Raw genomic sequence first — 23412 nt, 5'->3', positions numbered from 1 at the left:
AGCGCATGTCGTGTGGTATCCGGTAGATGACTTACCTGCGCCGGAACTGACCCCGCGGCGGCGCGCCGCGCGGCGCGCCGGTCCCGCCCGGACGCTCGTCCTTGTGCCGGAAGATCAGGCGGCCCTTCTCGAGATCGTAGGGCGACATCTCGATCGTCACCCGGTCGCCGGCCAGCGTCTTGATACGATTCTTCTTCATCTTGCCTGCGGTGTAGGCAACGATCTCGTGTCCGGCGTCCAGCTGGACACGATACCGCGCGTCGGGAAGGATTTCGGTCACCAGTCCTTCGAACTGGATCAGCTCTTCTTTAGCCATCGTGATCTCCAGATCGGTCTTGATCAGCGTTGCGGTCGTTGAGTGGTGGTCTTTTGGGCGGGACGATTTTTGCGCTGCAAAAACGCGACGCTCTGCAAGCCTTCGGCCTGGCCGCCGTGCTGGGCCCGCGCCGCGGGTTCGTGGCGGGCGGCTTCGGGATGGCGGGCGTCCGGATGGCGTCCGGTCGTCGGGCCGCCGGCGCGACGTCGGCGCCGCGGGCCGTTCGATCCGGGCGCAGCGTCGCCGCCGCGGGCCGGATAGGGCGAGCCGCCATTGCGCTGGCCGCCGCGTTGCGGCGCCGTCGACGGGGCCGGCTTGGCGCCCGGCGTGCGATGGTCTTCCTTCGGCAGTGCGACACGGATCAGCTTCTCGATGTCGCGCAGATAGCCGACCTCTTCGCCGCCGGCGCACAGCGAGATCGCGGTGCCCTCGGCGCCGGCGCGCGCGGTGCGGCCGATGCGGTGGACATAGGTCTCGGGGATGTTCGGCAGGTCGAAATTGACGACGTGCGAGACGCCGTCGACGTCGATGCCGCGCGCGGCGATATCGGTCGCGACCAGCGTGCGCAGCTCACCGGTGCGGAACGCCGCGAGCACCCGCTCGCGATAGTTCTGCGACTTGTTGCCGTGGATGGCGTCAGCGGTGATGCCGGCGCGCTGCAGGCCCTTCACCACCTTGTCGGCGCCATGCTTGGTGCGCGTGAACACCAGCGCCTGGTTGACCCCGTCCTGCTGCAGGATCTGGGCGAGCATCGCCGGCTTGGCGGAGTGATCGAGATGGATCACGCGCTGGTTGATGCGCTCCACGGTCGACGCCACCGGCGTCACTGCGACACGGGCCGGATCGCGCAGCATCTGCTCGGCGAGATCGGCGATGTCCTTCGGCATGGTGGCCGAGAAGAACAGCGTCTGGCGCTTGATCGGCAGCTTGGCGACGATCTTCCGGATGTCGTTGATGAAGCCCATGTCGAGCATACGGTCGGCTTCGTCGAGCACCAGGAACTCGACCTGGCCGAGCCGCAGCGCGTTGCTCTGCACGAGGTCGAGCAGGCGGCCCGGGGTTGCGACCAGAACTTCCACGCCCTGCATCAGGGAGCGGACCTGGCGGCCCATTGGCACGCCGCCGATCGCCAGCGTGGAGCTGAGGCGGATGTGGCGGCCATAGGCGTTGAAGCTGTCGAGGATCTGCCCGGAGAGTTCGCGGGTCGGGCTCAGCACCAGAACGCGGCAGTTCTTCGGCTGCGGCTTGATGCGGTCCGCGAGGATGCGGTGCAGGATCGGCAGCGCGAAAGAGGCGGTCTTGCCGGTGCCGGTCTGGGCAATGCCGACGACGTCGCGGCCGGCGAGGGCGAGAGGAATGGTCTGCGCCTGGATCGGCGTGGGGATGGTGTAGTTTTCTTCCTGAAGCGCACGGGAGATGGGATCGGCGAGGCCGAAATCCTGAAACGAGGTCAAAAGATTGGTTCTTTCCATTGTGAAAGCAAGCGCCCGACGAATTCCGTCGGGTGCGCGCACAAACCGGGACGCTCGCGTGTTTGGAGCGTCGGCTCTAATCGGCTGAAAGACGAGCCAGAGACCGCTATCCGATATCGAAATGTACGATATCGAGAACGCGGGGATCAGAACACGCGGCTCGCGGCGACCTGATGATTCTCAAGGTCTTGAAACATATATGGAACATCAAAGCGGCGCTTTCAAGGACGAAGTGCATCGCCGCATCGACGCATATGCCGGACAGTTTCTCGTCAGTCGCGATTTCGCTGCCTACGACGTGGGCTGCGTGTCCAACGTCGATGCAATTCCAGCGCACATATTTTAAGCAGGTAGGTCTGGCGCGGTTTTCGAGTAACGCTCGTTATCCTTTTTCTATCAGTTAGTTAAGTGCCTTCGCGGGCATGGCACACTTCTTGCGATTCCTTTGCCGCAGACGGCCGTGTGGTCGGACATCATTCTGCGTCAGGGAGATGACAACGCATGCGTATCGAATCCAAATCTCAAATCAGGACGCCAATGAGCCGTCGCAGCTGGCTGGCCGCCGCCGCCGGTCTGGCGATCGGCCTGTCGACCTTTGCGCCCGCGAAAGCTGCCGACGACACCATTAAGGTCGGCGTTCTGCACTCTCTGTCCGGCACCATGGCAATCAGCGAAACCACGTTGAAGGACACCGTGCTGTTCCTGATCGACGAGCAGAACAAGAAGGGCGGCGTGCTCGGCAAGAAGCTCGAGGCGGTCGTGGTCGACCCGGCGTCGAACTGGCCGCTCTTCGCCGAGAAGGCGCGCGAACTGATCACCAAGGACAAGGTTTCCGTGGTGTTCGGCTGCTGGACCTCGGTTTCGCGCAAATCGGTGCTGCCGGTGTTCAAGGAACTGAACTCGATCCTGTTCTATCCCGTGCAGTACGAGGGCGAGGAGAGCGAGCGCAACGTGTTCTACACCGGCGCCGCGCCGAACCAGCAGGCGATCCCGGCGGTCGACTATCTCGCCAAGGAAGAGAAGGTGCAGCGCTGGGTTCTGGCCGGCACCGACTACGTCTATCCCCGCACCACCAATAAGATTCTGGAAGCCTATCTGAAGTCGAAGGGCGTCAAGTCCGAAGACATCATGATCAACTACACCCCGTTCGGTCACAGCGACTGGCAGACCATCGTCGCCGACATCAAGAAGTTCGGTTCGGCGGGCAAGAAGACCGCGGTGGTGTCGACCATCAATGGCGACGCCAACGTGCCGTTCTACAAGGAACTCGGCAACCAGGGCATCAAGGCCACCGACATTCCGGTGGTGGCGTTCTCGGTCGGCGAAGAAGAGCTCGCCGGCATCGACACCAAGCCGCTGCTCGGCCATCTCGCCGCGTGGAACTACTTCCAGTCGATCAAGGACCCGAAGAACGCCGAGTTCATCAAGGCTTGGCAGGCCTACACCAAGAACCCCAAGCGCGTGACCAACGACCCGATGGAAGCCCATGTGATCGGCTTCGACATGTGGGTCAAGGCGGTCGAAAAGGCCAAGTCGGTCGAGGCCGACAAGGTGATCGATGCGCTGCCGGGCACCAAGGCGCCGAACCTGACCGGCGGCGTCTCGGAAATGCTGCCGAACCATCACATCACCAAGCCGGTGTTCATCGGCGAGATCAAGGGCGACGGTCAGTTCGACGTGGTCTGGAAGACCCCGGGTCTGGTGCCGGGCGACGCATGGTCCAAGGAACTTGACGGCTCCAAGGACCTGATCGGTGATTGGGTGACGCTGAAGTGCGGCAACTACAACACCGTGACCAAGAAGTGCGGCGGCCAGGGCACTTGATCAGGCACTTGATCAGGCACTTGATCAGGCACCTGATAGGGCGCCTGATCACCCGCTGACGTCCCAACAGGAGAGGGCGACGACGCCGGTTGCGCGCCGCCCTCTCCGCCTTCGAAGCTACGCACCGCACCTTCATCCTTGTCGGGACATTTCAGTGCCGCTGATCCGTTTGCTGCGCGCCTTGCTGTCGCGCCTGTTGTTCGCCGCCGTGGTACTCGCTGTCGTCCATCTCGCGCCCCAGCCGGCGCTGGCCGGTCCCTATGAGGACGCCGTGGCGCAGTTTTCCGCGGGCTCGTTCTCCGACACCGAGGAGGCGATCGGCAGGCTGGTCGCCAGCGGCAATCCGCGCGCCGCTACCATCATCGTCGCGCTGCAGGACGGCCGGCTGTTCGCCGACACCGACGCGAAGACCGTGTTCATCAAGGCCGACGACGGCAAGATCAGCAATGCGGTGACCGGCGAAACCGTCGCCGCGTTGCCGGCGAGGGCCGAGGCGGTCCGCCTCAACAACAAGCTGCGCCGCGCCGTGTCGGGCGCGATGGCGGGCTTGACGCTGCTGTCGCCGGACCTGAACAAGCGCATCCAGGCGGCGCAGTCGGTGTTCAAGACCCACGACGAGACCATGCTGGCGACGGTCGAGGCCGCGCTGAAGGCGGAGAAAAACGCCGCCGCCAGACAGGCCTTCGCCGAGGCGCGCGCGTCGATCCTGCTGTTCAAGCAGGACGCCTCCGACGTCGACAAGCTCGACGCCATCGCCACCCTCAAGGCCCGCGGCGATCAGGAGGCGATGGCGCTCCTGATCGGCGTGCCGGGCGAGCAGAGCGCGGCGGTGGCGAGCGGCATCGCAAGTGCCAAAGCGGCAATCGAGCGCAATCTGTCGCTGTGGTCGATGGTGCAGAACGCTTGGTACGGGCTGTCGCTCGGCTCGGTGCTGCTGCTGGCCGCGATCGGGCTCGCCATCACCTTCGGCGTGATGGGGGTCATCAATATGGCGCATGGCGAGATGGTGATGCTCGGCGCCTACACCACCTTCGTGGTGCAGGAGGTGATCCGCACCAGCTATCCGGCGCTGTTCGACTATTCGCTGCTGATCGCGGTGCCGCTGGCCTTCCTCGTTGCGGGGGCGATCGGCGTGCTGATCGAGCGCAGCGTGATCCGCTTCCTCTACGGCCGGCCGCTGGAAACGCTGCTGGCGACCTGGGGGCTGTCGCTGATCCTGCAGCAGGCGGTGCGCACGCTGTTCGGCCCGACCAATCGCGAAGTCGGCAATCCCTCCTGGATGAGCGGCGCGTTCGAACTCGGCCAGATCACCATCACCTACAATCGGCTGTGGATCCTGTGCTTCACACTGGCGGTGTTCGCGATCCTGCTGGCGATGCTGCGCTACACCGCCCTCGGCCTCGAGATGCGCGCGGTGACGCAGAACCGCCGGATGGCGGCGTCGATGGGCATCGCCACCTCGCGGGTCGACGCGCTGACCTTCGGGCTCGGAAGCGGCATCGCCGGCATCGCCGGCGTGGCGCTGTCACAGATCGACAACGTTTCTCCGAACCTCGGCCAGAGTTACATCATCGACTCTTTCATGGTCGTGGTGTTCGGCGGCGTCGGCAATCTGTGGGGCACGCTGGTCGGCGCGTTCTCGCTCGGCATCGCCAACAAGTTCCTGGAGCCGGTGGCCGGCGCGGTGCTGGCCAAGATCGCGATCCTGGTGCTGATCATCCTGTTCATCCAGAAGCGCCCGCGCGGCCTGTTCGCGCTGAAGGGCCGGGCGGTGGAAGCATGAGGAGCGTTGTGTATCGAATCTGCTCCGAGCCGCAGCCCAACTCCCTCTCCCGCTTGCGGGGGAGGGCCGGGGTGGGGGCACTTGCCACAAGCTCAGTGCTCGCGGCCGAGGATCACCCTCCCCTGGAGGGGGAGGGTGAAGAAGGCGCCGGCGCAATGGCTTTCGAAACTCTCGATGCGATTGCTTTGCCCGTATGGGTGAGGGACGCGCGCGGCGTCACGGTGCGGGAGAGGCTCCTATGACCCCGCACATCCTCAGCCGCTCGCTCAATCGCAGCGCGACGATCTTCCTGCTGGTGCTCGCCGCGCTCGGCATTCTGCTGCCGCTGTCGAACCTGCTGCTTCCCGAAAGCTCGTTCCTGCACGTGCCGACCTATCTGATCTCGCTGTTCGGCAAATATGTCTGCTACGCCATCCTCGCACTCTCGATCGACTTGATCTGGGGCTATTGCGGCATTCTCTCGCTCGGCCACGGCGCGTTCTTCGCGCTCGGCGGATACGCGATGGGGATGTATCTGATGCGCCAGATCGGGGATCGCGGCGTCTATGCCAATCCGGTGCTGCCGGATTTCATGGTGTTCCTGAACTACAAGGAATTGCCGTGGTACTGGACCGGATTCGACATGTTCTGGTTCGCGGCGCTGATGGTGCTGGTGGTGCCGGGCCTGCTCGCCTTCTGCTTCGGCTGGCTGGCGTTCCGCTCGCGCGTCACCGGGGTGTATCTGTCGATCATCACCCAGGCGATGACCTACGCGCTGCTGCTGGCGTTCTTCCGCAACGATTTCGGGTTCGGCGGCAACAACGGTCTGACCGACTTCAAGGACATTCTCGGTTTCAACATCCAGGCCGACGGCACCCGCGCCGCGCTGTTCGTGCTGAGCTGTCTGGCGCTGGCGATCGGCTTCCTGATCTGCCGCGCGGTGGTGACCTCCAAGCTCGGCAAGGTGCTGATCGCGATCCGCGACGCCGAGAGCCGCACCCGGTTCCTCGGCTACCGCGTCGAGACCTATAAACTGTTCGTGTTCACGCTGTCGGCCTGCATGGCCGGCGTCGCCGGCGCGCTGTACGTGCCGCAAGTGGGCATCATCAATCCCGGCGAATTCGCTCCGGCGAATTCGATCGAGGCGGTGATCTGGGTCGCGGTCGGCGGTCGCGGCACGCTGGTCGGCGCAGCACTCGGCGCCGTCGTCGTCAACTACGCCAAGACCGTGTTCACCTCCGGGCCGCTGGCGCCGTATTGGCTGTTCATGCTCGGCGCGTTGTTCGTGCTGGTGACGCTGCTGCTGCCGAAGGGCATCATCGGCACCTTCAACGCCTGGTGGGAGGGCCGCAAGGAGAGAGGACAAGCGCAGCGCGACAGCGCGATCGCCGCCGCGGCCGAAAGCGCCGCGCGCGAGGACGGCGTGATCGAACCGACCATGGTGAAGCGATGAGCCTACTGGAGACCCGTACCACCTCGGCGATGCTGTATCTCGACGGCGTCCACGTCTCGTTCGACGGCTTCCGTGCGATCAACAATCTGTCGTTGACGCTCGAGCCCGGCGAGATGCGCGCCATCATCGGCCCGAACGGCGCCGGCAAGACCACGATGATGGACATCATCACCGGCAAGACCAAGCCCGACAAAGGCGAGGTGGTGTTCGATGGCACCACCGATCTCACCAAGCTCGACGAGACGCAGATCGCCAAGCTCGGCATCGGCCGCAAATTCCAGAAGCCGACGGTGTTCGAAAGCCAGACCATCGAGGACAATCTGCTGCTCGCGCTCAACGTCGACCATCGCGTTCGCGGCACGCTGTTCTGGCGGCGGAGCGAACCGGAGAGCAAGCGGATCGACCGCGTCCTCGACATCATCCGTCTCACCGAGGCGCGCGAAAGGCTCGCAGGCTCGCTGTCGCACGGCCAGAAGCAATGGCTCGAAATCGGTATGTTGCTGGCACAGGACCCCAAGTTGTTGCTGGTCGACGAGCCGGTCGCCGGCATGACCGACGTCGAAACTCATCAGACCGCCGAGCTGTTGAAAGAGATCAACAGCCACGACAAGACCGTGGTCGTTGTCGAGCACGACATGACCTTCGTGCGCGAACTCGGTGTCAAGGTGACGTGCCTGCACGAGGGCACGGTGCTGGCCGAAGGAAGTATCGACGACGTCTCGGCCAACGAACGCGTCGTCGAAGTGTATCTGGGGCGATGAGGATGAGTATTCCCAGGATGTTTCACGCGGCTGCCGCACACGCCCCCCGTCATCGCCCGCGCAGGCGACCCAGTATTCCAGAGCGCTCCACGCTCGCCGAGACGCTACGGCGTACTGGATCCCCCGCTTTCGCGGGGGATGACAACGGTGATGGGATTGCCGCCGTCCGCTCAACACAGTCTGAGGTAGTCCCATGCTGACCGTCGACAACATCAGCCTGTACTACGGCGCGGCGCAGGCGTTGCGCGGGGTTTCGATTGCCGCGGAGCCCGGCAAGGTCACTTGCGTGCTCGGCCGCAACGGAGTCGGCAAGACCAGCCTGCTGCGCGCGATGGTCGGCCAGCAGCCGATCGCGTCCGGGTCGATCCAATTCGACGGCGCCGACATCTCGCATCTGAAGCCCTATGAGCGGGCGCGGCGCGGCATCTCGCTGGTGCCGCAGGGCCGCGAGATTTTTCCGCTGCTCACGGTCGAGGAGAATCTCAAGACCGGCTACGCGCCGCTGAAGCGCGCCGACAAATCGATCCCCGACGATGTGTTCTCGCTGTTTCCGGTGCTCAACTCGATGCTGCGCCGGCGCGGCGGCGATCTGAGCGGCGGCCAGCAACAGCAATTGGCGATCGGCCGCGCGCTGGTGATGCGGCCGAAGCTGCTGCTGCTCGACGAGCCGACCGAAGGCATTCAGCCGTCGATCATCAAGGACATCGGCCGGGCGATTTCCTATTTGCGCAGCCTCGGCAACATCGCCATTGTGCTGGTCGAGCAATATCTCGATTTCGCTTGCGAGCTCGGCGACAGCTTTGCGGTGATGGATCGCGGCGCGGTGAAGTTCAGCTGCGATCGGGCGACGCTTGACCCCGCGGAGATCAGCCGGCAAATGGCGCTCTGATCATTTGTGGCCGAGCGGCCTCGCCCGGGGGCATTGATGCAGACCGAATCGTCACGGCGCGAGGCCGCTGCCGCAACTGAGCAACTGTTCGCCGCCAATCGCGCGCAGGGCTCTGTGCAGTTCGACGTGCGTTCGGTCGACGACGTGACGCGACGTGGCAAGTTGCACGAGTCCGGATCGTTGCGGGTGCGCTTTCCCTCGCCGGAGCAGCAGGGCCTGTCCGCTGTGCTGGTCAACACCGCGGGCGGCGTCGCCGGCGGCGATCGGTTCAGCATCGACATCGCAGTCGGCGAAAGCGCGCGTCTGACCCTCACCACCGCCGCCGCCGAGAAGATCTATCGCTCGCACGGGCCGTCGGCACAGCTCGATATCACGCTGAAGGTCGCCGATGATGGCCATCTCGGCTGGCTGCCGCAGGAGACCATCCTGTTCGATCAGGCCCGCGTCGAACGGCGGATCGACATCGAACTCGCCCCGCGCGCGTCGCTGCTGTTGTGCGAATCCGTGATCTTCGGCCGCTCGGCGATGGGCGAGACGATGCGGCACGGCCGCTTCATCGACCGCTGGCGGCTGCGCGTCGGCGGCAAGCTCGTTTTCGCCGAGACCGTGCGGCTCGACGGCGAGATCGGCCCGTTGCTGGATCGCCCGGCGGTGGCGAAAGGCGGCGTCGCGGTCGGCACCGCGCTGATCGCGCCGGGCGATTCCGAACTCGTCGAGCGGTTGCGCGAAAACGCGGACTTGTTCGGCGCCGAGGTCGGCATCACCGCCTGGAATGGAATTGCAATGGCGCGGTTCTGCGCCCAAGATGCGGCGCGGCTACGCGCCGACATGATGGCGGTGCTACGCCGCGCCGCGGGCCGCGCGCTGCCTCGGCTCTGGTTGAGTTAGGTACGCCGGCTAAGTTAGGTGTCGTTCAATCGCCCAACGTCCTCTGTCATCGATCGAGTGCTTTTATGAATCTCTCCCCCCGCGAAAAGGACAGGCTGCTGATCTCGATGGCGGCGATGGTGGCGCGCCGCAGGCTCGAGCGCGGCGTCAGGCTCAATCATCCCGAGGCGATCGCGATCATTTCAGATTTCATCGTCGAGGGCGCGCGTGATGGCCGCACCGTCGCCGAGCTGATGCAGGCGGGCGCCGAGGTGCTCACCCGCGAACAGTGCATGGACGGCATCGCCGAGATGATCCACGACATCCAGGTCGAAGCGACATTCCCCGACGGCACCAAGCTCGTCACCGTGCACCAGCCGATTCGATGAGGTGCTATCATGATCCCCGGTGAAATGTTGATCGAAGACGGCGAGATCGAACTCAATGCCGGCCGCGCCACTGTGACGCTGAGCGTCGCCAACGCCGGCGACCGGCCGATCCAGGTCGGCTCGCATTATCATTTCTTCGAAACCAATCCGGCGCTGAAATTCGATCGCAAGAAAGCCCGCGGAATGCGTCTCGACATCGCGGCCGGAACCGCGGTGCGGTTCGAGCCCGGCCAGACCCGCGAGGTGCAGCTCGTCGCACTCGCCGGCAAGCGCGTCGTCTACGGCTTCCGCGGCGACGTGATGGGCAAGCTGGACAAGGCTTGAGTGTCCGCCAGGTAAGGATTACCCTGGAAGTAAGGAGATCAAACGATGTCTTACAAAGCGTCCGCGACCCTGACATCGAAAGGACAGGTCACCTTGCCGGCCCCGATCCGCGAGCGGCTCGGGGTCACGGCCGGGGATCGGCTCGACTTCGACCTGTCGGCGTCCGGCAAGCTCACCGTCACGGCGGTCAAGCGGCGCAGCATCTTCGAGAATTTCGACGAGGTGCGATTGCCGTCGCGCGGACGAGCGCGCACCCGGAAGGATATCGACGACGCGATCGCCGCGACCGTCGCCGAGAAATTTCCGCGAGCGGGCAGGCGGCGGGGATGATCGCGGTCGACACCAACGTGCTGCTGCGGTTTTTCGAGGCGGACGACAACGCCGCCCAGACCGCGGCGGCGCGCGATATCGTTCGGTCGCAAGGCAGCGTCTTCATCAATCCGGTGGTGCTGGTGGAATTCGTCTGGGCGTTGCGCGCGTCGTTCGGGCTCGATCGAGGGGCGATTTATGCGCGATTGCAGCGCATCGTTGCGGCTCCCGAATTCGTCCTGCCGTTTCCTGCGTCGATCGAACGCGCGGTGGAACATTACGGCCAAGGGCTTGCCGACTTTGCCGACTGTGTGATCGGCGAACTCAACCTCGCCTTCGGCTGCGATGCGACCATGACGTTCGACAAGAAGGCCGCCAGGACCCTCCCGTTCCGGTCGTTGAAAACCTAGCAAGGGGCGAGCTATGTCGGTGAAAATCTCGCGGTCCGTCTATGCCGACATGTTCGGCCCGACCACCGGCGATCGCGTCCGGCTTGCCGACACCGATCTGATCATCGAGGTCGAGAAGGACTTCACGACCTACGGCGAGGAGGTGAAGTTCGGCGGCGGCAAGGTGATCCGCGACGGCATGGGGCAGTCGCAGGTGACCAACAAGGACGGCGCCGCCGACACGGTCATCACCAACGCGCTGATCGTCGATCACTGGGGCATCGTCAAGGCCGACGTCGCAATCAAGGCCGGGATGATCAGCGCGATCGGCAAGGCCGGCAATCCGGACATCCAGCCGGGCGTCGATATCATCATCGGCCCGGGCACCGACGTGATCGCGGGCGAGGGCAAGATCCTCACCGCCGGCGGCTTCGACAGTCACATCCATTTCATCTGCCCGCAGCAGATCGAACATGCCTTGATGAGCGGCGTCACCACCATGCTCGGCGGCGGCACCGGGCCATCGCACGGGACCTTTGCGACCACCTGCACGCCGGGGCCGTGGCATATCGGCCGGATGATTCAGTCGTTCGATGCCTTCCCGGTCAATCTCGGCATTTCCGGCAAGGGCAACGCGGCGCTGCCCGGCGCGCTGATCGAGATGGTGGAGGGCGGCGCCTGCGCGCTGAAGCTGCACGAGGACTGGGGCACGACGCCGGCGGCGATCGACAATTGCCTCACCGTCGCCGACGATCACGACGTGCAGGTGATGATCCATTCCGACACGCTGAACGAGAGTGGCTTCGTCGAGGACACCATCAAGGCGTTCAAGGGCCGCACCATCCACGCTTTCCACACCGAGGGCGCCGGCGGCGGCCACGCGCCGGACATCATCAAAGTTGCCGGCCTGGAGAACGTGCTGCCGTCCTCGACCAATCCGACCCGGCCGTTCACCCGCAACACCATCGACGAGCATCTCGACATGCTGATGGTGTGCCATCATCTCGATCCGTCGATCGCCGAGGATCTGGCGTTTGCCGAAAGCCGCATCCGCAAGGAGACGATCGCGGCGGAAGACATCCTGCACGATCTCGGCGCGCTGTCGATGATGTCGTCGGACAGCCAGGCGATGGGCCGGCTCGGCGAAGTCATCATCCGCACCTGGCAGACCGCCGACAAGATGAAGAAGCAGCGCGGTTCGCTGTCGCAGGATTCCGCCCGCAACGACAATTTCCGCGTCAAGCGCTACATCGCCAAATACACCATCAATCCGGCGATCGCGCATGGCGTGTCGAAGCTGATCGGTTCGGTCGAGACCGGCAAGATGGCCGACCTCGTGCTGTGGTCGCCGGCGTTCTTCGGCGTCAAGCCGGATTGCATCGTCAAGGCGGGCATGATCGTGGCGGCGCCGATGGGCGATCCGAATGCCTCGATCCCGACGCCGCAGCCGGTGCACTACCAGCCGATGTTCGGCGCCTACGGCCGCGCGCTCACCGCGTCGTCGGTGGTGTTCACCTCGCAGGCTGCCGCAGCCGGCCATCTCGCCCGTGACCTCGGCATCGCCAAGGCGCTGTATCCGGTCAGCAATGTCCGGGGCGGCATCTCGAAGAAGAGCATGATTCACAACGACGCCACGCCGAACATCGAGGTCGATCCCGAAACCTACGAAGTCCGAGCCGACGGCGAATTGCTGACCTGCGCCCCGGCCGAGGTGCTGCCGATGGCGCAGCGCTATTTCATGTATTGAGACGGCGAGACCACGAGCGCATCAATCTTCTCGCCGGTCATTCCGGGGCGCGCGTAGCGCGAACCCGGAATCCCGATCTGTTGATCGTGCCGTCGCAAAAACCTCTCGCTTCCGGGTTCGCTCGCTGTCGCGAGCGCCCCGGAATGACGGGTGGTCAGCGGCGCGGGAGCCTTTGCATCGCGCGCGCCCAGCGCCTATTGTCCGCGCGGCGCTTGCGCCAGAGCTCCGGTTCCGGTTCTGATCGAATCGGAACCGGAGCTCTCACTTTTTATTTTTGACGCGTTTTCTTCACGCGAACCGGTATCCACTTCGCTCGAAAACGCTATAGAAAAAACCATCGGGAGGAATATTCGTGATCTATGTCGTCGCCACTTTGACCGTGAAGCCGGACATGCGTGCCGAACTGATTGCCGGAGCCAAGGACTGCATCGCCGAGACCCGCAAGGAGCCCGGCAACATCGCCTACGACATGCACGAGAGCGTCAGCGATCCGACCAAGATGGTGTTCGTCGAGCAGTGGGAAAACGCCGAGGCGCTCGGCCCGCACGGCAAGGCGGAGCATTTCAAGGCATTCGGGCGGATCGCTGCGAAGTGCCTGTCCGCGCCGCCGAAGATCGAGATCATCACGCCCGAGAAGGTCGACGTGAAGTAATCAACAACAAAAAAAGGGAAGACCGCCATGATCTACGTCGTCGCCACCACGCAGGTGAAGCCGGACGCGCGGGAGGCTTTCATTCAGGGCGCCAAGGCCTGCATCGCCGAGACCCGCAAGGAAAAGGGCTGCATCGCCTATGACAGTCACACCAGCATCAACGATGAGAACACTTTCGTGGTGGTCGAGCGCTGGGAAAGCCGAGAGGATCTCAACGCCCACGCCCGCGCCCCGCACATGAAGGTGTGGCGCGAACTATCGGCCCCGCTGAAAGCCTCGCCGACGGTGATCGAGATCATCAGTGACGGCAAGGTCGAGACATTCTAGAGCTTTTCCGGTTCTGATCGAATCAGAACCGGAGCTCGAATTGTTCTTTTGACGTGTTTTCTTGACACGAACCGATGCCCATTTCGTTCGAAAACGCTATAGGAGCGCTTATCACGCGCTGAAAGCTGAACGAGAGACGCCATGATTCGAGCCGGCAAAGTCCACGGGCAATATCACTGGAAGGAGCCGGCGGCCGACACCGTCGTGCTCGATTTCGACGATCGCCACCGCCGTCGCATGGCGATGACCGGCACCCGCGGGCTGTCGTTCCTGCTCGATCTGGAGCACGCCGTCGCGTTGCGCGGCGGCGATGCGCTGGTGCTCGACGACGGACGGCTGGTCGAAGTGGTCGCGGCGCCGGAGCCACTGCTGGAAATCCGTGGCCGGGACCCGCTGCATCTGGTGCGGCTCGCCTGGCACCTCGGCAACCGGCATCTGCCGACCCAGATCATGGCCAAGGCCTTGCGCATCCGCCGCGACCACGTGATCGCCGAGATGGTGGCAGGCCTCGGCGGCAAGGCGATCGAGATCGAAGCGCCGTTCGATCCGGAAGGCGGCGCCTATGCGCCTGCGCACGAGGGCGGCGGGCATCATCACGGGCCTCACGATCACGCGCAACACGCGCACGCCCATCACGATCATGATCAGCATGGCCACGCTGGTCATGACCATGCTCATCACGGCCATGATCACAGCCAGCATGATCACGGCCACGATCACCATGTCCACGACGAGCATTGCGCCCACGACCACGCGCACGGCCATGCGCACAAGCATGAGCACAAGTAACGCGCCGGAGACGACCTCGGCCGCGCCGCTGTCGGCGCAGCAAAGCGCGTCGCTGTATCGGCTGATGACCTGGCTGTCACCGGCGTTTCCGGTCGGCGCGTTTTCCTATTCGAGCGGCCTCGAATGGGCGGTCGAAGCCGGCGACGTCATCGACGCACCGAGCCTGCGTGACTGGCTCACCGCAATGCTCGAACATGGCGCTGGCTTCTGCGACGGCGTGTTTCTCGCGCATGCCTATCGCGCCGTCGCCGCCGCCGACGAGACGGCGCTGCGCCACGTCGCCGAACTGGCGACTGCGTTCGTGCCTTCGGCCGAGCGTCATCTCGAAACCACCGCGCAGGGCAAGGCCTTCATCGAGATCGTGCGCAACGCCTGGCCGAGCGACGGGCTCGCATGCGCGGTCGACGCCTGCGCCGGTGCGCTGGCCTATCCGGTCGCCGTCGGCCTCGTCAGCGCCACGCATGGCGTGCCGCTCGCCGCGACGCTGCACGCCTTCCTGCATGCGGTGGTGTCGAACTGGATCTCCGCCGGCGCGCGGCTGGTCCCGCTCGGCCAGACCGACAGCCAGCGCGTGCTCGCGGCATTGGAGCCCGCGGTGATCGCCGCCGGCGACCGCGCGCTCAAGGCGTCACTCGATGATCTCGGCAGCGCCACCTTCCGCGCCGACCTCGCCAGCCTGCGCCACGAGACGCAGTACACGCGGCTGTTCCGGTCGTAGCCTGCTTGCCGGCTCGCAGCGCGCGGAACATCTACAGTGTCATTCCGGGGCGCGCAGCGGCGCTGCGCGAACCCGGAATCTCGCAGTTGTGGCGAAGGGAGATTCCGGGTTCGCGCGTCGCACGCCCCGGAATGACGAATAGAGGGATAGCGAACGACCCGACCATCCGGTCGCGGCCTTTCCAGAAGTAGGGAGGAATGATGTCGCGTGCAGCCGATCGACTCACCCGATTTCGCGGCCGGCTCGAGCTGCCGCTGATCGCGGCTCCGATGTTTCTGGTGTCCGGCGTCGATCTGGTCGCGGCGGCCTGCGCGAACGGAGTGATCGGGTCGTTTCCGACGGTGAATTGCCGCACGACGGAACAGCTTGAAGCGTGGCTCACCTCGATCGCGCAACGATTGGCGACGCTCGAGCAGACCAGCGGCAAAGCGGCCGCGCCGTGGTGCCCGAATCTGATCGTGCATCGCTCTAATGCGCGGCTCGCCGACGATCTCGCAGTGCTGCTGATGCACAGGCCGGAGATCGTGATCACCAGCGTCGGCTCGCCGGAGCCGGTGATCAAACAATTGCATGATATCGGAACCATGGTGCTGGCCGACGTCGCCAGCATCCGCCACGCCGAGCGCGCCGTTGCGGCGGGAGCAGACGGGCTGGTGCTGTTGACCGCAGGCGCGGGCGGCCAGACCGGCTGGCTCAATCCGTTCGCCTTCGTCCGCGCCGTGCGGCAGTTCTTCGACGGCGTCGTCGTGCTGGCCGGCGGCGTCAGCGACGGCGTCGCGCTGCGCGCGGCGATGACGCTCGGCTGCGACCTCGCTTACATGGGCACCAAATTCATCGCGACGCAGGAGAGCGCGGCCGATCCGCGCTACAAGGCGATGCTGGTGGATAGTTCCGCCGACGACATCCTGCTGACGAAAGCGTTCACCGGATTGCAGACCAGCATGTTGCGGCCGTCGATTGTCGCCGCCGGGCTCGATCCCGATGATCTGCCGCAGCGCGGGGCGATCGACATCGGCAAGGACATCGACATCGGCGCACGCGAAAGCCGGCCGCAACGCTGGCGCGATATCTGGAGCGCGGGGCATTCGACCTCGGGCGTCGGCGGCATCGTGCCGATCGCGGATCTGGTCAAGCAGACCGTATCCGAATTCCGCTCAGCAGGATAACCGCGTCGTCACGCCGGTTGACGGCCATGCGATGCCGTGGCATATCTGCACGTAACGAAAAAATCGGGAGAACTCGCCATGAAGAGCTTTCGCGTCTCCGGCTTCGGTCAGCCGCTCAGCGAAGACAACCGGCCGACGCCGGAATTGACCGGCACGCAGGTGCTGGTCCGCGTCAAGGCCGCCGGCATCTGCCACAGCGATCTGCACATCTGGGAAGGCGGCTACGAACTCGGCCACGGCCGCAAGAAATTGTCGCTCGCCGATCGCGGCGTATCGCTGCCGCTGACGATGGGCCACGAGACCGTCGGCGAAGTGGTCGCCGCCGGTCCGGATGCGAAGGATGCCAAGATCGGCGACGTCGCGCTGGTCTATCCGTGGATCGGCTGCGGCCAATGCGAGGTCTGCCGCGCCGGTGACGAGAACATGTGCCTGAAGCCGCGCTTCCTCGGCGTGTATTGCGACGGCGGCTATTCGGACGAACTGATCGTTCCGCATCCGCGCTATCTGCTCAGCCTCGAAGGTCTCGATCCGGTGACGGCCGCGCCCTACGCCTGTTCGGGCGTCACCACCTACAGCGCGCTGAAGAAACTCGAATTCGCGTTCGCCGGTCCGATCGTGATGTTCGGCGCCGGCGGGCTCGGCCTGATGGCGCTGTCGCTGCTCAAGGCGATGGGCGGCAAGGGCGCAATCATGGTCGATATCGACGCCAGCAAGCGCGAAGCCGCCGAAAAGGCCGGCGCGATGGCGACGGTCGATGGCGCGGCGCCGGATGCGCTGGAGCAGATCGCCGCCAAAGCCGGCGCTCCGGTGCGCGGTGCGCTCGATCTGGTCGGCAACGCCCAGACCGCGCAGCTCGGCTTCGACTGTCTCACCAAGGGCGGCAAGCTGGTGATCGTCGGGCTGTTCGGCGGCGGCGCGCCATGGGCGCTGCCGTTCATCCCGATGCGCGCGATCACAATCCAGGGCAGCTATGTCGGCAATCTGCGCGAGACGCAGGAATTGCTCGACCTCGTGCGCACCAAGAAGATCGCGCCGATTCCGGTGACGCCGCTGCCGCTCCAGAAGGCGAACGACGCGTTGATCGACCTGCAGAACGGCAGGTTGGTCGGCCGCGCGGTGTTGACGCCGTAGTCAGCTCGAATCGCGCAAGGCGATCCGTTCGGCTTCGGCGACGTCCTCTGGGGTGTTGGCATTGAAGAACGGATCGAACGGCTGCACCGGCCACTCGACGATCGCGCGCGGATAGCGCGCGGTGAAGCGATCGACCTTGCGGATGTCGTCAGCCAGCAGAGCGCGGCGCAGATCGATCTGCAGGCTGCAAGGCCACAACGCGATCACCGGATGCGAGCGGCCCGCCGACGCCGCAACGGCGATGTCCGCCTGCTGATCCAGTCTGGCCTGATGCAGCCGCACAACCAGATCGCTCGGCAGAAACGGACAATCCGCCGGCGCGCTGAGCATCCACTCGGCGTCGGGCCTGTGTGCGGCGATCCAGTCGAGCCCGGCGAGGACGCCGGCGAGCGGACCGGGAAAACCGTCGACCGGATCGGCGATCACAGGAAGACCAAACCCCGCGAACCGCGCCGGATCGCCATTGGCGTTGAGCGCCAGCGCGTCGCATTGCGGCGCGAGGCGATCGATCACCCGCGCCAGCAGGCTCCTGCCGGCGATCTCACGCAGCGGCTTGTCGCCGCCGCCCATCCGCTGCGCGAGGCCACCAGCGAGAACGACTGCGGGTGTGGCGGGATGATCGGCCATCGGCATGATCCACGAACTCGGGACACCTTCGTTAACCCGCGGCGGCGCTGCTGCGCAATAAGGCGAAGGGCGGGACGATTGACGGCGCGGTCCCGCTTCGCCATCGTCCGCCGCATGACCACGATTGTTCTCGATCTGACGGGGCTGAAATGCCCGATGCCGGTGCTCAAGGCGCGCAAGGCGCTGACGACGTTGCGCGTCGGCGATCGGCTGGAAGTGCATTGCACCGATCCGATGTCGCTGATCGATATTCCGGTGATGATCCAGGAGACCGGCGACCGCCTCGAGAGCACCGCACGTCCCGAGGGCACGATCGTGTTCGTGATCGAGAAGGCGAGCGCGGCGGATCGGGGCGACGCCTGAAAGCGGCGGGGAACTAATTATCGCCCGGAACCATTGTTCGTCCTGTTACCAAGGGAGGAGTTCATGGCCCGGAAATATTCCAAGACAGCGTCGGCCAAGGTCGAGCGCGCGATGAAGAAGCGCAAGGCCGGCACGCTGAAGAGCGGCGGCTCCGGCAAGACGGTGAAGAGCCGCAAGCAAGCAATCGCAATCGGCCTCTCGGAGGCCCGCGCCGAAGGCAACAAGGCGCCGCGCAAGACGGCAGCGAAGAAATCGGCGAAGCAGCCGGCCAAGAAGACAACGAAAAAAGCAACGAAGAAGACAGCGAAGAAAAACTCGGCCGGGAAGACGACGTCACGCAAGACCGCGTCGGGCCGGACGACCAAGCGCAAGGCTGCGAAGAAAACCTGAGTTGCCGGCAGTCGGACGGTTCGTGCGTTCGCTCATTCAGTAGCGCGAACACAACGTTCGTCATGCCGGGTGGGCGCGCAGGCGAGAGCCGGGAATCCTGACTGTTGAGTTGGCTGCGACGAACAGCCTGCGACGCCTAAGCTCCAACCGACGACAGTGGGATATCGATTCCGGGTTGGCGCGTCGCGCGCCCCCGGAATGACAACGAGTGCAATGTTCCTCGGGCAAAGGGGAGTATCTATCAACTCGCCTTGCGGGCACGCGCCGACGATCGGTGTGCCTTTTTAGCGGAACGACCGCGGCCACGGGCGGCCGGTGCGCGGCGCGGCGCTGACTTTCCGCTCTTCTTGCCTTCAAGGCTCTGCTTCAGCGCGTCCATCAGGCTGACGACGTTGTCGGACTTTTCCTCCGGCTCGGCGACCTTGATCGACTTCCCGGCGGCCTTGCGTTTCACCAGCGCCTTCAGGGCGGTCTCGTAGTCGTCCTTGAATTTGGACGGATCGAAATGCGCGGCCTTGGTATCGAGGATGTGCCCGGCGAGTTCGACCATGTCCTTCGAGATCTTGGGGCTCTTGATGCCGTCGAAATAATCGTCCGGCTCCCGCAATTCGTAAGGGTAGCGCAGCGTGGTGGCGAGCAGGCCCTTGCCGAGCGGTTCGATCGCGATCACGTGCTCGCGGTTCGACAGCACGATCCGCGCCAGCGCAACGCGATCCTTGTCCTTCATCGCGTCGCGGATCACCGCGAAGGCGTCGATGCCGGCTTTGCCTTCCGGCGCGATGTAATAGGGATTGTTGAGATAGCGCTTGTCGATCTCCTCCGCCGGCACGAAGCTGTCGATCTCGATGGTGTGGGTGCTTTCGATCTGCACCGCCTCGAGTTCGTCCTTCTCGATCTCGACATACTTGCCCTTGCGGACTTCGTAGCCGCGGCCTTTCTGATCTTTCTCGACGACTTCGCCGGTCCCCTCGTCGACCATCTGCTGCTTCAGCCGGTTGCCGGTTTCGGTGTTGATCATGTGGAAGCGCGTCTTCTCGACGCTGGTCGAGGCCGGATACAACGCCACCGGACAACTCACCAAGGACAGTTTGAGCGAGCCCTTCCAGTAAGCGCGGGGCGGAGCCATGATGCTCTCCAATCTTGTTGATGCGACCGGTGTTGTTGATGCGACGAGCGGATAGCCGGCGCGGGAGGCCGGTCGGGAACTTCAACCAGGGCGCCGGGTTTTGGTTCCGGCGCAGCGGGTGACGCGAGGCGGAGACGACGATGGCAGCAGGCAAGACTCTCACGCTGTATCGCAACAAGCGCGACTTCGAGCAGACCGCCGAGCCGCGCGGCGATGGCAAGGTCGCGCCGTCGAAGCGGCGGCGTTTCGTGATCCAGAAGCACGACGCCACGCGGCTGCACTACGACCTGCGGCTGGAATATAACGGCGTGTTCAAGTCGTGGGCGGTGACGCGCGGGCCGTCGCTCGATCCGCACGACAAGCGGCTCGCGGTCGAGGTCGAGGACCATCCGCTCGACTATGGCGACTTCGAAGGCACGATTCCCAAGGGCCAATATGGCGGCGGCACCGTGCAGCTCTGGGATCGCGGCTATTGGGAGTGCGACGATCCGGAGCGCGGTTTCAAGAAGGGTGACCTCAAATTTTCGCTGGACGGCGAGAAGCTGCAGGGAAGCTGGGTGCTGGTGCGGATGCGCCATGATCGCAACGGCGGCAAACGCACCAACTGGTTGCTGATCAAGCATCGCGACGATGACGCCCGCGAGGGAAAGGCCAACGACATTCTCGATCAGGACCGCTCGGTGGCGTCCGGCCGCGCGATGACAGAGATCGCACAGGGGAAAGGCCGCGCGCCAAAACCGTTCATGACCGGCAAGGCGGCGCGCGTGAAGGCCGACGCGGTATGGAATTCGAAGGAGGGGCTGGCCGCAGACGAGCGCGCGGCCAATGGCGCGGGCGGGGCGGCCGCGTCGAAGCCGGCGCCGCCGAACAAGGCGAAGGCGACCACCGCCAGCCTGAAGACTGCAAAGTCCAAGACGGCAAAGCCAAAGACGGCCAAGGTCGCGAAACCGAAGCCGGTGCGCAAGGCTGCGGCGAAGCGCGCGGCGATGCCGGATTTCGTTCCGCCGCAGCTCTGCACCTCGGTCGAGCGGCCGCCCGGCGGCGATGGCTGGGGTCACGAGATCAAATTCGACGGCTACCGGATGCAGCTACGCGTCGACGCCGGCGAGGCGACGCTGAAGACCCGCAAGGGATTGGACTGGACCGCCAGATTTCAGGCGATCGCCGACCAGGCTGCGGGCCTGCCCGATGCGCTGATCGACACCGAGATCGTCGCGCTCGATCAGCACGGCCACCCGGATTTCGCGGCGCTGCAGGCGGCGCTGTCGGACGGCGACACGGACAATCTGATCTGCTTTGCGTTCGATCTGCTCCATGCCGATGGCGAGGATCTGCGCGCGCTGCCGCTATCCGAACGCAAGCGGCGGCTGCTGGATCTGCTCGCCGCCGCGCGCGGCCGGCGCAAGCAAGGCCTGATCCGCTATGTCGAGCATTTCGACACCGGCGGCGACGCGATCCTGCAATCCGCCTGCAAGCTGTCGCTCGAAGGCATCGTCTCGAAGAAGCTCGATGCGCCCTATCGATCCGGCCGCAGCGACAACTGGACCAAGGCGAAGTGCCGGGCCGGGCACGAGGTGGTGATCGGCGGCTGGAAGACCAATGCGGGCAAGTTTCGTTCGCTGCTGGTCGGCGTGCATCGCGGCGATCATCTCGCTTATGTCGGCATCGTCGGCACCGGCTTCGGGCAGGATGTGGTGAAGCGACTGCTGCCGGAATTGAAAGCCCACGCCGCCAAGGACAATCCATTTGCCGGCGAGAACGCGCCGCGCAAGACCGCCGATGTGCATTGGCTGGCGCCGGAGCTTGTGGCCGAGATCGAGTTCGCCGGCTTCACCGGCGCCGGCATGGTGCGGCAGGCCGCATTCAAGGGACTGCGCGCGGACAAGCCGGCCGGGGAGGTCGAAGCGGAGGAGCCTGCGAAGGTCGATATCGCCCGGCCGAAGCCCGGACGCCGCGCCAAGCCCTCATCCAACGCCAAGTCGGCCAAGCCAAAAACCGCAACGCCGAATGCGGGACGCAGCAAGACCCGCGCGACCCATGCCAGTCGCGCCGAGGTGATGGGCGTGGTGATCTCCAAGCCGGACAAGGAGCTGTGGCCCGCGAGCCGGATCGGCGATGCGGTCAACAAGCGCGATCTCGCGCACTACTACGAAGCGGTCGGCGATTGGATGATCCGGCATCTCGAGGGGCGGCCGTGTTCGATCGTCCGCGCGCCCGACGGGATCGGCGGCGAACACTTCTTCCAGCGACACGCAATGCCGGGGATGTCGAACCTGATCGAGCTTGCGAAAGTGGCGGGCGACCGCAAACCTTACGTGCAGATCGACCGGGTCGAGGGATTGATCGCTGCGGCGCAGATCGGCGGCCTTGAACTGCATCCGTGGAATTGTGCGCCGGGTCGGTACGAGGTCCCCGGGCGGCTGGTGTTCGATCTCGATCCGGCGCCCGAAGTCGGGTTCGACGCGGTGATCGTGGCGGCGCGTGAAATGAAGGACCGGCTCGAGGCGATCGGCCTGCCGAGCTTCTGCAAGACCACCGGCGGCAAGGGGCTGCACGTGGTGACGCCGCTGGTCCCCAGCGACGATATCGACTGGAAGCAGGCCAAAATCTTCGCGCAGACGGTGTGCGCCGGGATGGCCGACGACAGCCCCGATCGCTATCTGCTCAACATGTCGAAGCAGCAGAGGAAGGGAAAGATCTTCCTGGACTATCTGCGCAACGACCGGATGTCGACCGCGGTCGCTGTGCTGTCGCCTCGCGCACGCGAGGGCGCGACGGTGTCGATGCCGTTGACGTGGACGCAGGTGAAAGCCGGGCTCGATCCCAAGCGATACACGGTCGAGACAGTTCCAGCGCTGCTGGCAAAGACCAAGGCCTGGGCGGACTACGACAAAGCCGCGGCCCCGCTGAAAGCGGCGATCAAGAAGCTCGCGTTCAGCAGGGCTTGAGGTCGGTCAGAAAACGGTCAGATCTTGCCGAGGAGGAGCAGGATCACCAGGATGATGATGATCAGTCCAAGGCCGCCACCGCCGTAGTAACCGGTGCCGTAGAACGGACCGCCGCCGACGCCGCTGAACCCGCCCAGCAAGGCAATGATCAGAATGATCAGGATGATTGTGCCGATAGACATCTCGCTCTCCTTGTCGCGACGGGTCGCCTGAATGCTCCGCCTGTCGGTGCAAAAACACGTTGCAGCAGTGAAGGTTCCATCTTTTGAACCCGCGTTGCCGCGTAGCCCCCTGTTATTTCCGCCGGGCCGGCTTACATGAGAACGAATGCAATGAACGCAGGACGGAAGGATACCGGATGTCAGCTCCGCTTGTCGTATCGATACCCCACCGGCTTGGCCGTGACGAGGCGACGCGTCGTTTGAAGGCCGGGCTGAGCCGCGCGGCGGTCAATGTGCCGGTGCTGAAGGTGGAGGAAGAAAACTGGCAGGGCGATCGCATGATGTTTCGCGTGCGCGCGCTGGGTCAGGTCGCAGCCGGTCATGTCGATGTCGCCGACGATCACGTGATGCTGGAAGTGCGGCTGCCGTGGCTGCTGCAGAAATTCGCCGATGTCGCTCAACATGCGATCCGCAATCGCGGTCATCTGTTGCTGGAAAAGAAGTAACACGTC

At 64.7% G+C, this 23412-nt stretch carries 27 protein-coding genes; 22 read left to right on the top strand and 5 right to left on the bottom strand.

Annotation, left to right across the window (positions count from 1 at the left end; genetic code table 11):
- Positions 1-31: 31 nt before the first annotated feature.
- Positions 32-316, bottom strand: coding sequence for a translation initiation factor IF-1 (gene infA, locus BMY71_RS07745; RefSeq protein WP_011503902.1), 285 nt, complete (start codon positions 314-316; stop codon positions 32-34).
- A gap of 23 nt (positions 317-339) precedes the next feature.
- Entirely contained in the window at positions 340-1788 is a 1449-nt protein-coding gene (locus BMY71_RS07740; protein ID WP_092682864.1) for a DEAD/DEAH box helicase, read from the bottom strand.
- A 121-nt stretch (positions 1789-1909) separates the two neighbouring features.
- On the opposite strand from BMY71_RS07740, the gene BMY71_RS24330 reads away from it, so the two are divergent.
- The 18 genes from BMY71_RS24330 to BMY71_RS07650 all read left to right on the top strand — a co-directional run bounded on the left by BMY71_RS24330 (position 1910) and on the right by BMY71_RS07650 (position 17285).
- Positions 1910-2134 (top strand): hypothetical protein, encoded by a 225-nt coding sequence (locus BMY71_RS24330; protein WP_139202612.1) that lies wholly within the window; start codon positions 1910-1912, stop codon positions 2132-2134.
- 155 nt (positions 2135-2289) lie between these two features.
- Positions 2290-3612 (top strand): urea ABC transporter substrate-binding protein, encoded by a 1323-nt coding sequence (gene urtA / locus BMY71_RS07735; RefSeq protein ID WP_092682862.1) that lies wholly within the window; start codon positions 2290-2292, stop codon positions 3610-3612.
- Between the two features lie 154 nt (positions 3613-3766).
- Positions 3767-5395, top strand: a complete 1629-nt coding sequence (urtB, locus tag BMY71_RS07730; protein ID WP_092682860.1) for an urea ABC transporter permease subunit UrtB — start codon at positions 3767-3769, stop codon at positions 5393-5395.
- 238 nt (positions 5396-5633) lie between these two features.
- On the top strand, positions 5634-6827 hold the full coding sequence (urtC, locus tag BMY71_RS07720) for an urea ABC transporter permease subunit UrtC (RefSeq protein ID WP_092682856.1): 1194 nt from the start codon (positions 5634-5636) through the stop codon (positions 6825-6827).
- Positions 6824-7588 (top strand): urea ABC transporter ATP-binding protein UrtD, encoded by a 765-nt coding sequence (gene urtD / locus BMY71_RS07715; RefSeq protein WP_092682854.1) that lies wholly within the window; start codon positions 6824-6826, stop codon positions 7586-7588. Before urtC ends, urtD begins: the two co-directional genes overlap by 4 nt.
- 193 nt (positions 7589-7781) lie before the next feature.
- Entirely contained in the window at positions 7782-8477 is a 696-nt protein-coding gene (urtE, locus tag BMY71_RS07710) for an urea ABC transporter ATP-binding subunit UrtE (RefSeq protein ID WP_092682852.1), read from the top strand.
- A gap of 36 nt (positions 8478-8513) precedes the next feature.
- The gene (locus tag BMY71_RS07705; RefSeq protein WP_092682850.1) at positions 8514-9365 is read left to right on the top strand and encodes an urease accessory protein UreD; all 852 of its coding nucleotides are present in this window, start codon (positions 8514-8516) and stop codon (positions 9363-9365) included.
- A 65-nt stretch (positions 9366-9430) separates the two neighbouring features.
- Positions 9431-9733 (top strand): urease subunit gamma, encoded by a 303-nt coding sequence (locus BMY71_RS07700; RefSeq protein WP_092682848.1) that lies wholly within the window; start codon positions 9431-9433, stop codon positions 9731-9733.
- A 9-nt stretch (positions 9734-9742) separates the two neighbouring features.
- On the top strand, positions 9743-10057 hold the full coding sequence (locus BMY71_RS07695; protein WP_092682846.1) for an urease subunit beta: 315 nt from the start codon (positions 9743-9745) through the stop codon (positions 10055-10057).
- Between the two features lie 45 nt (positions 10058-10102).
- Positions 10103-10387: an AbrB/MazE/SpoVT family DNA-binding domain-containing protein gene (locus tag BMY71_RS07690; RefSeq protein WP_011503892.1), complete on the top strand. Its 285-nt coding sequence runs from the start codon at positions 10103-10105 to the stop codon at positions 10385-10387.
- Positions 10384-10776 carry a type II toxin-antitoxin system VapC family toxin gene (locus BMY71_RS07685; RefSeq protein WP_011503891.1) on the top strand — a complete coding sequence of 131 codons (393 nt, stop codon included), beginning with the start codon at positions 10384-10386 and terminating at the stop codon, positions 10774-10776. The genes BMY71_RS07690 and BMY71_RS07685 overlap by 4 nt, the downstream gene beginning before the upstream one ends.
- Positions 10777-10789: 13 nt before the next feature.
- Positions 10790-12502 (top strand): urease subunit alpha, encoded by a 1713-nt coding sequence (ureC, locus tag BMY71_RS07680; protein ID WP_011503890.1) that lies wholly within the window; start codon positions 10790-10792, stop codon positions 12500-12502.
- A 352-nt stretch (positions 12503-12854) separates the two neighbouring features.
- Complete coding sequence (locus BMY71_RS07675) at positions 12855-13154, top strand: putative quinol monooxygenase (RefSeq protein ID WP_011503889.1); 300 nt, start codon at positions 12855-12857, stop codon at positions 13152-13154.
- 27 nt (positions 13155-13181) lie between these two features.
- Complete coding sequence (locus BMY71_RS07670) at positions 13182-13481, top strand: putative quinol monooxygenase (RefSeq protein WP_092682844.1); 300 nt, start codon at positions 13182-13184, stop codon at positions 13479-13481.
- A gap of 141 nt (positions 13482-13622) precedes the next feature.
- Entirely contained in the window at positions 13623-14270 is a 648-nt protein-coding gene (locus tag BMY71_RS07665) for an urease accessory protein UreE (RefSeq protein ID WP_092682842.1), read from the top strand.
- The gene (locus tag BMY71_RS07660; RefSeq protein ID WP_092682840.1) at positions 14257-14988 is read left to right on the top strand and encodes an urease accessory protein UreF; all 732 of its coding nucleotides are present in this window, start codon (positions 14257-14259) and stop codon (positions 14986-14988) included. The genes BMY71_RS07665 and BMY71_RS07660 overlap by 14 nt, the downstream gene beginning before the upstream one ends.
- Positions 14989-15188: 200 nt before the next feature.
- Positions 15189-16154, top strand: a complete 966-nt coding sequence (locus tag BMY71_RS07655) for an NAD(P)H-dependent flavin oxidoreductase (protein WP_092683151.1) — start codon at positions 15189-15191, stop codon at positions 16152-16154.
- Between the two features lie 78 nt (positions 16155-16232).
- A complete protein-coding gene (locus tag BMY71_RS07650; protein WP_011503885.1) occupies positions 16233-17285 on the top strand; it encodes an alcohol dehydrogenase in 1053 nt (350 codons plus the stop codon).
- On the opposite strand, the gene mobA is transcribed toward BMY71_RS07650, so the two are convergent.
- The gene (mobA, locus tag BMY71_RS07645) at positions 17286-17918 is read right to left on the bottom strand and encodes a molybdenum cofactor guanylyltransferase MobA (protein WP_092682838.1); all 633 of its coding nucleotides are present in this window, start codon (positions 17916-17918) and stop codon (positions 17286-17288) included. It abuts the gene before it with no gap.
- A gap of 108 nt (positions 17919-18026) precedes the next feature.
- Here mobA and BMY71_RS07640 point away from each other — a divergent pair, with 108 nt between their 5' ends.
- Together BMY71_RS07640 and BMY71_RS07635 are read left to right on the top strand one after the other, a co-directional pair.
- Positions 18027-18275, top strand: a complete 249-nt coding sequence (locus tag BMY71_RS07640; protein ID WP_092682837.1) for a sulfurtransferase TusA family protein — start codon at positions 18027-18029, stop codon at positions 18273-18275.
- A gap of 63 nt (positions 18276-18338) precedes the next feature.
- Positions 18339-18665, top strand: coding sequence for a DUF6496 domain-containing protein (locus BMY71_RS07635; protein WP_092682835.1), 327 nt, complete (start codon positions 18339-18341; stop codon positions 18663-18665).
- A 241-nt stretch (positions 18666-18906) separates the two neighbouring features.
- Here the strand turns inward: BMY71_RS07635 and ku are convergent, their stop codons facing one another.
- Positions 18907-19791 (bottom strand): non-homologous end joining protein Ku, encoded by an 885-nt coding sequence (ku, locus tag BMY71_RS07630; protein ID WP_092682833.1) that lies wholly within the window; start codon positions 19789-19791, stop codon positions 18907-18909.
- A 140-nt stretch (positions 19792-19931) separates the two neighbouring features.
- On the opposite strand from ku, the gene ligD reads away from it, so the two are divergent.
- Complete coding sequence (gene ligD / locus BMY71_RS07625; RefSeq protein ID WP_092682831.1) at positions 19932-22739, top strand: DNA ligase D; 2808 nt, start codon at positions 19932-19934, stop codon at positions 22737-22739.
- Positions 22740-22756: 17 nt separating this feature from the next.
- Here ligD and BMY71_RS07620 read toward each other — a convergent pair whose 3' ends face one another.
- Positions 22757-22921 carry a DUF3309 family protein gene (locus tag BMY71_RS07620; protein WP_011503879.1) on the bottom strand — a complete coding sequence of 55 codons (165 nt, stop codon included), beginning with the start codon at positions 22919-22921 and terminating at the stop codon, positions 22757-22759.
- 176 nt (positions 22922-23097) lie between these two features.
- On the opposite strand from BMY71_RS07620, the gene BMY71_RS07615 reads away from it, so the two are divergent.
- On the top strand, positions 23098-23406 hold the full coding sequence (locus BMY71_RS07615) for a polyhydroxyalkanoic acid system family protein (RefSeq protein WP_011503878.1): 309 nt from the start codon (positions 23098-23100) through the stop codon (positions 23404-23406).
- The last annotated feature ends 6 nt before the right edge of the window (positions 23407-23412 follow it).

Origin of the sequence: Rhodopseudomonas pseudopalustris, assembly GCF_900110435.1 — a bacterium.
In the GTDB taxonomy this organism is placed as follows: domain Bacteria; phylum Pseudomonadota; class Alphaproteobacteria; order Rhizobiales; family Xanthobacteraceae; genus Rhodopseudomonas; species Rhodopseudomonas pseudopalustris.
Note: the sequence above shows the minus strand (reverse complement) of the source record. Positions and strands in the feature narration are given on the sequence as shown.